Source organism: Microbacterium sp. NPDC055665, from assembly GCF_053618035.1.
Genome location: NZ_JBSHGY010000002.1, coordinates 533967 through 547630, shown reverse-complemented (window position 1 = coordinate 547630; position 13664 = coordinate 533967). Strand labels below are relative to the sequence as shown.

The 13664-nt window shown below is 69.3% G+C and carries 11 protein-coding genes; all 11 read left to right on the top strand.

Annotated elements, in window-relative coordinates:
- The first annotated feature begins 60 nt into the window (after positions 1 to 60).
- The 11 genes from ACWGO6_RS08335 (at position 61) to cofD (ending at position 13573) form a co-directional block, all read left to right on the top strand.
- Entirely contained in the window at positions 61 to 1029 is a 969-nt protein-coding gene (locus tag ACWGO6_RS08335; protein WP_136042492.1) for a LysR substrate-binding domain-containing protein, read from the top strand.
- A 123-nt stretch (positions 1030 to 1152) separates the two neighbouring features.
- The gene (locus ACWGO6_RS08330; protein WP_168429609.1) at positions 1153 to 2766 is read left to right on the top strand and encodes an LVIVD repeat-containing protein; all 1614 of its coding nucleotides are present in this window, start codon (positions 1153 to 1155) and stop codon (positions 2764 to 2766) included.
- Positions 2767 to 2863: 97 nt separating this feature from the next.
- Complete coding sequence (locus tag ACWGO6_RS08325; RefSeq protein ID WP_136042490.1) at positions 2864 to 4354, top strand: DHA2 family efflux MFS transporter permease subunit; 1491 nt, start codon at positions 2864 to 2866, stop codon at positions 4352 to 4354.
- Positions 4355 to 4410: 56 nt separating this feature from the next.
- A complete protein-coding gene (locus tag ACWGO6_RS08320; RefSeq protein ID WP_168429608.1) occupies positions 4411 to 5535 on the top strand; it encodes an ABC transporter ATP-binding protein in 1125 nt (374 codons plus the stop codon).
- A gap of 57 nt (positions 5536 to 5592) precedes the next feature.
- Positions 5593 to 6753 (top strand): ABC transporter substrate-binding protein, encoded by a 1161-nt coding sequence (locus ACWGO6_RS08315; RefSeq protein ID WP_136042488.1) that lies wholly within the window; start codon positions 5593 to 5595, stop codon positions 6751 to 6753.
- A 2-nt stretch (positions 6754 to 6755) separates the two neighbouring features.
- Complete coding sequence (locus ACWGO6_RS08310) at positions 6756 to 8618, top strand: ABC transporter permease (protein WP_136042487.1); 1863 nt, start codon at positions 6756 to 6758, stop codon at positions 8616 to 8618.
- A gap of 254 nt (positions 8619 to 8872) precedes the next feature.
- The gene (locus ACWGO6_RS08305; protein ID WP_136042486.1) at positions 8873 to 9865 is read left to right on the top strand and encodes a TIGR03557 family F420-dependent LLM class oxidoreductase; all 993 of its coding nucleotides are present in this window, start codon (positions 8873 to 8875) and stop codon (positions 9863 to 9865) included.
- Entirely contained in the window at positions 9862 to 10662 is an 801-nt protein-coding gene (gene cofE, locus ACWGO6_RS08300) for a coenzyme F420-0:L-glutamate ligase (protein WP_136042485.1), read from the top strand. The genes ACWGO6_RS08305 and cofE overlap by 4 nt, the downstream gene beginning before the upstream one ends.
- Positions 10659 to 11684 (top strand): glucose-6-phosphate dehydrogenase (coenzyme-F420), encoded by a 1026-nt coding sequence (gene fgd, locus ACWGO6_RS08295; RefSeq protein ID WP_136042484.1) that lies wholly within the window; start codon positions 10659 to 10661, stop codon positions 11682 to 11684. Before cofE ends, fgd begins: the two co-directional genes overlap by 4 nt.
- Before the next feature lie 9 nt (positions 11685 to 11693).
- Complete coding sequence (gene cofC / locus ACWGO6_RS08290; RefSeq protein ID WP_136042483.1) at positions 11694 to 12365, top strand: 2-phospho-L-lactate guanylyltransferase; 672 nt, start codon at positions 11694 to 11696, stop codon at positions 12363 to 12365.
- Complete coding sequence (gene cofD / locus ACWGO6_RS08285) at positions 12362 to 13573, top strand: 2-phospho-L-lactate transferase (protein ID WP_136042482.1); 1212 nt, start codon at positions 12362 to 12364, stop codon at positions 13571 to 13573. The genes cofC and cofD overlap by 4 nt, the downstream gene beginning before the upstream one ends.
- Positions 13574 to 13664: the final 91 nt, after the last annotated feature.

Below are 13664 nucleotides of genomic sequence, written 5' to 3'. Positions count from 1 at the left end.
GGGATGCCGACAAATACTCTCTTGATGCACTGCCATGCCCATACGGCTATAGTCCGGATCATGGTCACCGATCGACTGCTCGACGGACGGGTGAAGATCCGTCACCTCGTCCTCGTCACCGCCATCGCCGACGAAGGCACCCTGGTGCGCGCCGCCGAGTCGCTGCACATCACCCAGCCCGTGGTCACCCGCGGCCTCCGCGAGGTCGAGGAGGTGTTGGGCGTGCCGCTGTTCGAACGGCTGCCCCGCGGGGTCAGGCCCACGCAGTACGGGCACTCGTTCATCGAGCGCGCCCGCTCCGTGCTCGCCGAGCTGCGCGCCGCCGGGGAGGAGGTGCGGCTGCTGCAGTCGGGGCAGCTCGGCACCGTCACGGTCGGCACCCACCTCGCCGGCTCGAACCTGCTGCTGCCGCGGGCCATCGCCGCGCTGAAGGCCGAGTATCCGCGGCTGACCGTCGTCGTTCGCGAGGGCACGCCCGACACCCTGCAACAGCTGCTGCTCGCCGGCGACCTCGACCTCACGGTCGGGCGCCTGTCGCCCACCGTGCCGGTGCGGCTCGAGCAGGAGCGCCTGCACCAGGAGCCGATCCGCCTGGTCGCGCGAGCCGGGCATCCGGTGCTCGGTGGCATCAAGGCCAACTCGCTCGCCGAGCTGATCTCGTATCCGTGGATCTTCCCCGTCGCCCAGACGGCCCTGCGTGCCGAGCTCGAGGCCGTCTTCTTCCACGAGGGACTGCCGCTGCCGCCCGACCGCGTCGAGTGCACCTCGATGCTGACGTTGCGGACCCTGCTCATCTCGACCGACGTGATCGCGGCGCTGCCGATGTTCATCGCCGTCGACGATCGTGAGCTGCGGATCCTGCCGACGCCGCTGAGCTCCATCCGCCGCTCTGTCGGTGTGACGGTGCCGAAGGACCGGGCGCCGTCGCCCGCCGCATCCGCGCTGCTCGCCCACCTGCGCGAAGAGGGTGCACGTCTGGCCGAACTCGAGCGCGAGTATGCGCAGACGGAGCCGCGCTTCGCCGGCTGATATGTCCGAATGGTCATAGCTCTGACCCGTATGGATATTGGACAGCATCGCTCCCGCAGGGTGAACCTGATGAGACGACACGACGTCGTGACGATCTCACCCGATTCAGCCAATGGAGGCGACATGGCCGGCTCTCCCTACGTGCCCGACGCGAAGAAGTACCGCCCGGAGGATTTCCCGCGCGTCGAGGGCGAACCGGCCGATCCCGACCCCTCCAGCTGGGGCATGCAGCCCGACGGCACCTTCCTGCCGCCGGAGCACACGCCGTCGGTGCCGCGCGACGTCTTCGTCGACTGGCCCGGCCAGCTCGACTACCGCGACCCCGAGACATACTCGCTCAACGCGACCGCCGAGGCGTTCTACCCGATCGTGGTGAACACGAGCCACTCGTGGCAGTGCATCTACGACTGGGACGGCCGCCGGCTCATGCTGCACTACGGCGGCGGCAACCACTGGAAGCTCTACGACATCACCGACCCGCGCGACCTCACCATCGTCGACGAGGAGCAGTGGGGCTGGGACGACCCGCGCCCGCAGTTCGGCGCCACCACGGTGCAGTGGAACCAGAAGCTCGGCAAGCACATCGCCATCCAGGCGAGCGAGACCCCGCGGTACTTCCTCAAGGGGCGCGTCGCCAACAAGTGGATCGACGACACCGTCGAGGGGCAGCTGAAGGAGTGGGAAGGCCTGCGCGGCTTCCGCACCTGGGAGATGAACGGCCCGAGCCCCCGCGACTGGACCCTCATCACCGAGGTCTCGACCGACCCGAACCACGGACCGGACGAGATCCAGGAGGGCAACGGCGTGCTCGACCTGCCGGTCTACTACGGAGACAAGTACCTCTTCGTGGCGACCGCGCCCGACAACACCTTCACCAACCAGCCGTACAAGACCACGCTGTGGACGGCGGGGCACGCCGCCTACGACGTGTCGGACCCCGCGAAGCCCGAACTGCTCTCGAACTGGTGGGTGCCCGGCTCCCGCGCCGGCGAGGAGGCGGACTCCGAGTACCTCGCCGACAACGAGCGCTGGAACAACAAGACCTCGTGGTTCGGTTCGCGCATGGGCATCTTCATGCCGCGCTCGGTCGAGTCCGGGTGGAAGTACGGCTATGCGGCGCAGGGTGGCCAGGGCCTATTCGTGCTCGATGTATCCGATCCCACGAACATCCACCACGTCGGCTGGTGCCACCTCCCGGTCAGCGTCGCGGGCACCGAGGGCGACAACGTCGACACCACCCAGGTCGAGGAGACCGGCTACGTCTACGTCTCGGGCTACCCGATGAACACCGACTGCTACGAGCCGGCCAAGGAGATCTACCAGATCGACGTGAGCGACCCGACGAACCCGCGGGTCGTGCGCACGCTGCCCCGGCCGACGCCGCCGGCAGAGGCCGCGTTCACGGACTGGGCGCAGCGCCGCGGATCGTTCGGTCCCAAGCGCTCGGGGTACTTCACCAACACGGGCACCCCACACGGCGGAGTGATCCCCTACGCGTTCTACGCGGCGGGGCTGCAGATCTTCGACGTGCGCGACCCGGAGAACCCGAAGGTGGGCGCGTACTTCGTGCCGCCGATGGGGCTCAAGGACGACGATGACCTCGCCGCACCCGTGCACGGCATCTTCGTCGAGTGGGACCGCAACGTGATCTGGCTCTTCGCCAACCACGGCATCTACGCGGTCTCCACCCCGCTGCTGGGTGAGGTCGTCACCGGCATCCCCGCCACCGACGGCTGAGCTCTTCCCGGAAACTCCGGTGTCCGTCCTCCACATCAGGGGCTGAGTGGACGGACACCGGCTCCCGACCCATGACGATCCCTCCCGAAAGAGATCCATGAACCAGAACGTCCGACCGTGGCCGGCCCTGTGGGCGCTGTGCATCGGCTTCTTCATGATCCTCGTCGACACGACGATCGTGGCGATCGCCAACCCGGTCATCCTCGCGGCCTTCGACGCCGACCTCACCACGGTGATCTGGGTCACGAGCGCCTACCTGCTCGCCTATGCGGTCCCGCTGCTGGTGACCGGCCGGCTCGGTGACCGGTTCGGCCCCAAGCGGGTCTACCTCATGGGCCTCGTGGTCTTCACCCTCGCTTCGCTGGCGTGCGGGTTGGCCGGCAGCATCGAGATGCTCATCGCGGCGCGCGCCGTGCAGGGTTTCGGCGCCGCGCTGATGACGCCGCAGACCATGGCGATCATCGCCCGGGTCTTCCCGCCGCGCGGTCGCGGTCAGGCCATGGGGGCGTGGGGCGCGGTCGGCGGACTGGCGACGCTCGTGGGGCCGATCCTCGGCGGCGTGCTCACCGACACCGTGGGCTGGGAGTGGATCTTCTTCGTCAACGTGCCCGTCGGGATCATCGCCTTCGTCGTCGCCTGGCGGCTGGTGCCGAACCTGGAGGGACACCCGCACCGCTTCGACTTCCTCGGCGTCGCCCTCTCCGGACTCGGACTGTTCCTGCTGGTGTTCGGCATCCAGGAGGGCGAGGTCTACGACTGGGGTGTGATCCTCGCTCCGATCACGGTGTGGGGCGTGATCGTCACCGGCGTCGTGCTGCTCGTGCTCTTCGTCGTGTGGCAGCGCGTCAATCGCGCCGAGCCCCTCATGCCCCTCGCGCTCTTCCGCGACCGCAACTTCTCGGTCGCGAACGTCACGATCTTCCTCGTCGGGGTCGGCATCACCGCGATGCCCGTGCCGCTCGCCTTCTACTTCCAGGTCGCCCGGGGCCTCGACCCGACGCTCGCAGCGCTGATGCTGGCGCCGATGGCGGTCGTCTCGGGCGCGCTCGGGCCGTTCGTCGGCAAGCTGAGCGACCGGATCGGCCCGCGCTGGGTGACCTTCGCGGCCTTCGTCATCTCGGCCGCGGCCATGGTCTGGTACGCGGCGACCATGACCCTCGATGCTCCGTTCTGGCTCCTGCTGCTGCCCTCTACCCTGCTGGGTGTGGGCGTCTCCGGGATGTTCGGCCCGCTCGCGTCGACGGCCACGCGGAACCTCCCGCACACGCAGGCGGGAGCGGGATCGGGCGTCTATTCGACGACCAGGCAGATGGGGTCGGTGATCGGATCGGCGCTGCTGGCCGTGCTGATGAACGTGACGCTCGCCGCGCACATCACCGGTTTCGTCCCCGGCGCGATCCACCCGGGGACCGAGCTGTCGGCGAAGGACGGCAGCGGACTCGCCGCGGCCATGTCGCAGTCCCTGCTTCTTTCGGCCATCGCCTTCGCGGTGTGCGCGATCGTCGTGGTGTTCTTCGAGAAGCCGCGACCCTGGGGCGCACCGGCCGCCCCGCAGACGGTGAGCTCGGTCGTGAGAGAGGGACGATGATGACGGCAGTCGCAGTGGATCCAACATCCAGAACCAGGAAGCAGGCGAAGGCTCCCATGACCGAGAGATCCGGAGGCGGCCGACTCGTCGTCGACGCCCTGAAGAAGGATTACGAGCTCGACGGTGCCGCCGTCCCCGTGGTCAAGGACGTCACCTTCACGATCGAGCCGGGGACGTTCTACTCGCTCCTCGGACCGTCGGGGTGCGGCAAGACGACGACGCTGCGCTGTGTCGCCGGGCTCGAGCGGAGCAACGGCGGGGTCATCTCGCTCGACGGCGCCGTGCTCTCGACCGGCACCGAGCACGTGTCGCCCGACAAGCGCGACATCGGCATGGTGTTCCAGAACTACGCGATCTGGCCGCACATGACCGTGTTCGCCAACGCGATCTTCCCGCTGCAGGTCGCGGGCTCGAAGCTGCCGAAGCAGGAGGCGCGCAAGCGGGCGATGGAGGCGCTGGAGCTGGTGCAGCTCGACCACCTCGCGCAGCGTCCGGCCACCGCGCTGTCGGGCGGCCAGCAGCAGCGGCTCGCCCTCGCCCGGGCCCTCGCTCACCGCCCGCGGCTGCTGCTGCTCGACGAGCCGCTGTCGAACCTCGACGCCAAGCTGCGCGACACCATGCGCAACGAGCTGCGAAGCCTGCAGCGCACCCTCGGCATCAGCGCCCTGTACGTGACGCACGACCAGTCCGAGGCGCTGTCGATGTCCGATCGGGTCGCCGTCATGAACGGCGGACGCATCGTGCAGGAGGCCACACCCCGGGAGCTCTACGACCAGCCGGCCGACCGCTTCGTGGCGAACTTCGTCGGCCGCGCGAACATGATCCCCGCCGTGGTGATCGAGCGCGACGGCGGCGGCGACGCGGTGGTCGAGGCCCTGGGCACCCGGCTGCGGACGCCCGTGCCCGACGGCGTCTCCGCGGGCGACGAGGTCACGCTCACCTTCCGCCCAGAGACCGTGCGCTGGCACGAGACCGACGTCGAGCGCCCCAACGTGCTCCCCGTGCGCATCGTGCGTGTGGAGTTCCTCGGCGAGATCGTCGAGTACGAGGCCGAGGTGCTCACCGAGGGTGAGCCCGTCGCCACGATCGTCGGCCGCGGAGCACCGCTAGCGACACCCCCCGAGGGCGGCAGGGTCTTCCTCGAACTGGTCCCGCACGCCTGCCGCGTGCTGGGCGCCTGATCCATCCCGCACCACACCCGCAATCACACACCTGATGTCAGAGAGGACATTCAGATCATGAAGAGAACACTGGGAGCTGTCGCCGTCACGGCGACGTTCGCGCTCGCCCTGACCGGCTGCGGCACGCAGAGCGAGGCCGCCTCCGGCGACAGCGCGCTCAAGGGCGATGCCGCCTCGGCTGTCTGCGACGCCGTCGAAGTCGGCGCGATCACCCGCTGCGAGAACTTCTACGACGACTACTGGCCCGAGATCGACAAGCAGCTCGACGCCCTCTACGAAGAGGCGAAGAAGGCCGACGACGGCACGCTGGTCATCTGGGACTGGTATGAGCTGTCGCCGGATGTCATCGCACAGTTCAACGAGCGCTTCCCCGACATCAAGGTCGAGACCCGCGGTCTGACCTACAACCTCTCGTCGGCGATCATCTCGGCCAAGGCCACGGGGTCGCGCAACACCGACGTGGTGTCCGGCTCGATCACCTCGATGGCCGCGATGTACGACGAGGGCTTCTGGGAGAAGGTCGACTGGGCGAGCTTCGGCGTGCCCGAGGAGTACCTCACCATCGGCGCCCCCGAGCTCATGCCCGACAGCATCAACGGCACCCTCATCCAGTACAACACCGAGAAGGTGGATGCCGTTCCGGAAACGCTCGACGGTCTGCTCGCCCCCGAGTACAAGGACAAGGTCTCGGTCGCCGGGTACAACGCGGTGGTCTTCGCCGGGTACGGTATGGCCGAGGGCGAAGACAAGATGGTCGACCTGATCGACGAGCTGATGTCGTCGGGCAACCTGAAGCTGCTCGAGGACCAGGGCGCCCCGCTGTCGAGCGGAGACGTGCCCATCGCGCTGAACCAGACGTTGTTCAACCCGAACCCGGCGCTGCAGGTCTCGCCGTTCGAGCACGCGGGGGTCTGGGCGCAGTTCTCCGGCGTGAACTCCGATGGGAAGAACAAGCCCGGCGCCGCACTGTGGACGCTGTGGAACGCGTTCGACCCCGACTGGATCAGCCTCCGCATGACGGACGAGCGCTTCGCCAGCACGCAGGTGCCGTTCGCCGGGCTCCCCGCCGAGACGTTCGCCGAGTCCACCGGACTCATGAAGACGAACTCCGACGCGCTGCTGCTCGGCCTCGAAAGCGGCGCCGAGACCGAGACGCAGGCCACTCGTGACGACTGGCAGGCCATGATCAACGCCGCCGACAAGGCGCTGAACGGATAACCATGTTCAAGGCAGGACGGACCACGGGGCGAAAGCGCCCCACCTCGATGACGATCGCCATGGTCGTCTCGGGTGCGGTCATCTTCATCCTTCTCGCGGTACCGCTGATCGTCCAGGTGATCACCGCGTTCCGTGGTCCGTTCCTGCCCTTCGGCGTCTCATCGGCCCAGTGGGGTGTCGAGAACTTCGTCACCCTGTGGCAGTTGCGCGAGGACTTCTGGGGCGTGCTCGGTGCGACCGGCGCCTTCGTCGGCGGTTCCACGCTGCTCACACTCCTGATGGCGTTCGGTCTCGCGTGGGTCACCGTGCGGACGGATGCTCCGTGGCGTCGCCTCATCTCGGTGCTGGTGATCGTGCCGTACATCATCCCGCCGATCGTGAAGGCGCAGGCCTACCTGCTGATGCTGTCGCCCGAGTCGGGCGTGCTCAACCAGATGCTGCGGCTGCTGCCCTTCGCGAGTGACGTGCCGATCGACCCCTACGCGTTCCCGACCATGATCTTCATCCAGGCGCTCACGAACGTCACATTCCCGTACCTGATGATCGTGCCCATCCTGACCAACATGGACGGCTCGCTCGAGGAGTCGGCGCGGGTGTCGGGAGCCTCGTGGCCGCAGACCCTGCGCCGCGTGACGCTACCGATGCTGTGGCCGGGCCTGCTCGGGGTGACCGTGCTCACCTTCATCCTGGGCCTCGGCAGTCTCGAGGTGCCGCTGTTGTTCGGCCAGGAGTCGGGGCGCGACATCTTCGCCCTCAAACTCTGGACGCTCATCAGCTCCAACGCGGGCGAGCTGCCGCAGTACGGGCTGGCCGCCGCGTGGGGACTGGTGTTCCTCGTAATCACGACCATCGCGTTCGCGGTCTATCTGCGGGCGACCCGCAACGCCGAGCGCAGAGCCTCGGTGTCGGGCAAGGGCTTCCGGCCGTCGACCATGCGCATGGGGCCGTGGAAGATCCCGGTCATGGTGCTGGTCGCCGTGTTCGTGCTGCTCACCGGCATCCTTCCGCTGCTCGCCCTGCTGTGGGCGGCGATCACGCCCTACCCCGTGGCGTTCTCGATCGACGCGCTGCTCGGCAACACCGACTTCGGGGCGTTCGGCACGGTGCTCGCCGACTCGGAGTTCTGGGTGTCGCTCGGGCGCACGGTCATCATCGCGGGCGGCAGCGCCACGATCGCGGTCGTCTTCGCCACGGTGCTCGCCTACGGCATCGCGCGCAGCAAGAAGACCTGGTGGGTGAAGGCGATGGACCTGTTCGCGTCGTCGTCGGTCGCGATCCCCGCGACCATCGCCGGTTTCGCGATGTTCCTCACCTTCATGGTGATCAACCCGTACATCCCGATCGCGGGCACGCTGCTGGCGCTCGTCATCGCGTACTCGTACCGGGTGTCGATCGCCTACCGCTCGTCGTACAGCGCGACGCTGCAGATCCGCCCCGAGCTGGAGGAGGCCGCTCTCACCAGTGGAGCCAGTCGGTTCGAGGGGTTCCGTCGCATCATCGCCCCGCTGCTGATGCCCACCGTGATGGCCGTGTGGATCCAGATGTTCATCCTCGGCACCAACGAGTTCACGCTCCCGGCGTTCCTGGCGACCCCGTCGTCGCGTCCGCTGTCGATGTACATCTACGCGATGATCAACCCGCGATCCGCGCAGCTGTATGCGCCGGATCAGGGGGCCGCGATGGCGCTGATCTTCACGCTGATGGTGTTCGCGATCGGGTACGGGCTGCAGTGGGCGCTGTCCCGCCGCGCGATCGGTCGGGCCCGCAAGCCCGTCGCCGCCGGTCTCCCCGCCCTCGCCGCCCCGCCGGTTCCCGCCGCCGATTCCGCGACGGTGACCCTGGCGGTGCAGCGCCAGAAGCGCTGAGCCCCGCGCCGGCGCCGCACCCCGCGCGCGCCCGCACATCCCGCCCGCGCCCGTCCATGGGTTGACGAGTGCACGGCTTCGCGACGAGTGCACGGCTTCTCGACGTGAAGAGCCCGTGCACTCGGCAGGATGCCGTGCGCTCGGGGTGGGCAGGGGTGGAAGCGGGGGAACGCGGGCGCGGGTGTGTGCTCGAGGTATTGACTTTTGGATCCAGTATCCATTCAATGGAGACAACAGCAGCGTGAGGAGGCGACATGCAGATCGGGTACGCCGCGATGCTCGAGCACGTCGAGCCCACCGCCGTGATCGAGAACTGCGTGCTCGCCGAGGCGCACGGGTTCCGCGGCATCATGGCGACCGACCACTTCCAGCCCTGGCTCCCGCGGCACCGGGCCGCCGCCCACGTGTGGACCATGCTCGGCGCGATCGGCGCGCACACGACCGGCGACCTCGGCCCCGGCGTCACGACACCCGGGTTCCGCACGCATCCGGCCGTCGTCGCTCAGGCCGCCGCGACCCTCGCGACCCTCTACCCGGGGCGCGCCTGGCTCGGGGTCGGCTCGGGGGAGGCGCTGAACGAGCACATCGTCGGCGACTATTGGCCGGAGCCGGCCGAGCGCATCGACCGCATGTTCGAAGCCGTCGACCTGATCCGCAAGCTCTTCACCGCGTCGCTCGCCGGCCGCGACACCCGCCACCGCGGCGAGCACTTCCGCATGGAATCGACCCGGCTGTGGACCATGCCGCCGACCGCTCCACCGGTCTATGTCGCCACGGCCGGCCCCGCCACCGCCCGACGCGCCGGGCGCAACGCTGACGGCCTCATCACCACCTCGGCCGAAACGGAGCGCCTCGCCCCACTGCTCGCACGCTTCGCAGAAGGAGCGCGGGAGGCGGGGCATGACCCCGACTCCCTGCCGAAGGTGCTCCAGCTGCGGGTGTCGTGGGCGCCGACCGACGAGCAGGCCCTCGAGAACGCGCTCGCCGAATGGCCGATCGCCGGGCTCCGGATGCGCCGTGGCGACGTGCGGTCGCCGTACGACTTCGAGCAGCTGGTGCGCGGGGTCACCCCCGACGACGTGCGGGCGGGGATGCTCATCTCGGCCGACCCCGATGTGCACCGCGCGCAGATCCAGCGCTATGCCGATCTCGGCTTCACACGCATCTACTTGCACAACGTCGGGCCGGACCAGCGGCAGTTCGTCGAGGTCTTCGGTCGCGACGTGCTCCCGAAGGTGCACGCATGAGTGCCCCGGCGATCACCGTCTTCGCACTCACCGGGATCGGCGAGGTGCGCCCTGGCGACGACCTCGTGACACTGATCCTCGCGACCGGCGTCGAACTCGTCGACGGCGACATCCTCGTCGTCACCTCGAAGATCGTGTCGAAGGCGGAGGACCGCTACGTGCAGGCCGCCGACCGCGAGGCCGCGATCACCGCCGAGACCGTGCGCCTGGTGGCCTCGCGCACCTTCGACGGCCACACCATGCGCATCGTCGAGAACCGCCTCGGCATGGTCGCCGCTGCCGCCGGGGTCGACGCCAGCAACACCCCGGACGGCTGGGTGCTGCTGCTGCCGGAAGACCCTGATCGTTCGGCGAGGGAGATCGCCGCGGAGCTCAGAGCCGCGACCGGTGCCGAGGTCGGTGTGATCCTCAGCGACACCCTCGGTCGGCCCTGGCGTGAGGGCCAGACCGACGTCGCGATCGGCGGCGGAGGCGTGCGCATGATCGCCGACCTCCGCGGCACGACCGACCAGGCGGGCAAGGTGCTCAGCGTCACGACCCCGTGCGTCGCAGACGAGCTGGCCGCGGCATCCGATCTGGTCAAGGGCAAGGCGAGCGGCAACCCGGTCGCAGTGGTGCGTGGGCGCGCCGACCTCGTCGGCCCCCTCGACCTGCCAGGCGCCACGAGCATCGTGCGCTCCTCGGAGCGCGACCTCTTCTGGCTGGGCACGGCCGAAGCACTCGACCAGGGATACCGCGACGGCTATGCCGCCGCCCTGGCAGACATCAGACAACGACAACAGAAGGATGCGACATGACACTGACCCTCGGATACAAGGCCAGCGCAGAGCAGTTCGACCCCCGGGAGCTCGTCGAGATCTCGGTCGCTGCGGAGGCGCACGGCATGCAGTCGGTGTTCGCCAGCGACCACTTCCAACCCTGGCGGCACACCGGCGGCCACGCCCCGTTCTCGCTCACCTGGATGGCGGCGGTCGGCGAGCGCACGTCGAGCATCCGCATCGGCACCTCGGTGCTGACCCCGACGTTCCGCTACAACCCGGCGGTGCTCGCGCAGGCGTTCGCGAGCCTGGGCTGCCTGTACCAGGACCGCATCATCCTCGGCGTCGGCTCCGGTGAGGCGCTGAACGAGATCGCGACCGGTTTCCGTGGCGCGGGCGAGCAGGAATGGCCCGAGTTCAAGGAGCGCTATGCGCGGCTGCGCGAATCGGTGCGTCTGATGCGGGCGCTGTGGTCGGGCGACCGCGTGAACTTCGACGGCGAGTACTACTCGACGCACGACGCCTCGATCTACGACCGCCCCGAGGGTGGCATCCCGATCTACATCGCCGCGGGTGGACCGATGGTGGCGCGCTACGCCGGCCGCGCGGGCGACGGCTTCATCTGCACCTCGGGCAAGGGGCAGGAGCTCTACGTCGACCAGCTGCTCCCCGCCGTGAAGGAGGGGCTGGCGCAGTCGGAGCGCTCGTTCGACACGTACGACCGGATGATCGAGATCAAGCTGTCGTACGAGGAGACCCGGGAGGCGGCGCTGGAGAACACCCGCTTCTGGTCGCCGCTGTCGCTCTCGAAGGAGCAGAAGCACGACATCACCGATCCGGTCGAGATGGAGAAGGCCGCCGACGCGCTGCCGCTGGAGACCATCGCGAAGCGCTGGATCGTCGGGAACGACCCGGATGCCGTGGCCGCCGAGATCCAGCAGTACATCGACTGGGGCTTCAACCACCTCGTCTTCCACGCGCCCGGGCACGACCAGCGCCGCTTCCTGCAGCTCTTCGAGCGCGACATCGCGCCCCGGCTGCGCGATACGGCCCGCGGCTAGGCGTCCGACATGATCCGGGGTTCGGGGGTCGGGGTGCCGCTGCCGGGTGCGCCGGTGCGGGAATGGGTCGTGGTGATCCCGGTGAAGCGCGCCGAGATCGGCAAGTCGCGACTGCGGATCCCCGGCGTGGATCGCGAGCCCCTCGCCCGCGCGATCGCACTCGACACGGTCGAGGCCGCGGCCGCGTGCGAGCGGGTCGCCCAAGTCATCGTGGTGACGAGGGACGAGGTCACGGCGACCGCGCTGCGGCTGTTGCCCCGGGTGCGTCTGGTGCGCGACCGCAGCGAGGGTCTCACGGCGGCGATCGAGCAGGGAGTGGGAGCGGCACCGGGTGACCGGCCGCGAGCGGTGCTGCTCGGCGACCTTCCCGCGCTACGTCCGGACGAGCTCGCCAGGGCACTCGCGTTCGCCTCGTCGCATCCGCGGGCGTTCGTGCCGGATGCGGAGGGCACAGGCACCGTGCTCGCCACCGCACGTGCCGGTGTCGAGCTGCGCACCTGCTTCGGCGGGGATTCGGCAGCCGCTCATCGCGCCGCCGGTTTCTCTGAAGTGGGGCTTCCGGTGCTGAGCGGACTTCGTCGCGACCTCGATCACGCCGAGCATCTCCGCGACGCACGTCGCGCCGGTCTGGGACCTCGCACGTCCGCCCTCCTCGATCGCCCCCTGGTCCTCGCCTCATGACGGCGACCGATGCCCCTCGGATCGTCGTGCTCGCGGGCGGCGTGGGCGGGTCGAAGTTCGTCGTCGGAGTGCGCGAAGCAGCGCGACGGCAGTGGCCGGATGCCGCAGGCGGCACCCGCGCCGAGATCACGGTCATCGCCAACACCGGTGACGACCTGTGGTTGAGTGGCCTGCGGCTGCAGCCCGACGTCGACTCGATGATCTACGCGCTCGCCGGAGTGAACGACACCGAGCGCGGCTGGGGGCGCACGGGGGAGTCGGAGCGCGTCGCCGCCGAACTGCACGCGTGGGGTGCCGGGTGGCCGTGGTTCACACTCGGCGACCTCGACCTGGGCGCCCACATCGCGCGCACGGGCTGGCTGCGCGATGGTGCCTCCGTCACCGAGGTCGTCGCCCGGCTCGCGTCACGCTGGCCGCTCGGGGTGCGGCTGCTGCCCATGACGGATGCCGAGGTCGACACGCACGTGACGACCGACCACGGCCGCATGCACTTCCAGGAGTGGTGGACCCGGCACCGGGCATCGCTTCCGGCGCAGAGCTTCGACTGGCCGGGCGTCGAGCACTCCGCGCCGGCGCCGGGTGTGCTCGAAGCGATCGCGGCGGCCGACGTCATCCTGTTCGCGCCGTCGAATCCGGTGGTCTCGGTCGGCCCGATCCTCACCGTGCCCGGCATCGCCGACGCGGTCCGTGCGGCATCCGGAACCGTGGTCGGGGTGTCGCCGATCATCGCGGGTGCTCCGGTGCGCGGCATGGCCGACGCCTGCCTGGCCGCCGTCGGCATTCCCGCCACGGCGGATGCCGTCGGGCGACACTACGGCGTGCGCGCCGCCCGGAGCCTGTTCGACGCCCGCGGCACAACTTCGGAGATCGCGGCCGACACGCCGCGGCATCCGTCCAGCCCCCGGGGTGTCGAGCCCGATCTCCGAAGTTGTGCTCGGGAAGGGGGTGTCGAGCCCGATCTCCGAAGTTGTGCTCGGGAGGTCGGGGCGGGCGGTCTGCTCGACGCGTGGCTCATCGGCGAGGAGGATGCCGCACTTGCCGAGGTGCTTGAAGGGGAAGGGCTCTGTGCGCCGGTGCGTCCGCTGTGGATGCGCGACCTCGACACCTCGGCGCGGCTGGCCGCGGATGCCCTCGCGGTCGGACTCTCCGCCGGCCCGGGTCACAATGACCGGGTCCTCCACGCGGCCCCGACAGGCCAAAGGTCGTAGACCGCCGCGGGAAGACTGGACGAAGGTTTCGGCCTTTCGGCGTAATGACCGGACCATCGGCACCGTCTCTCCCCGTGAGGGAATGTTCGGC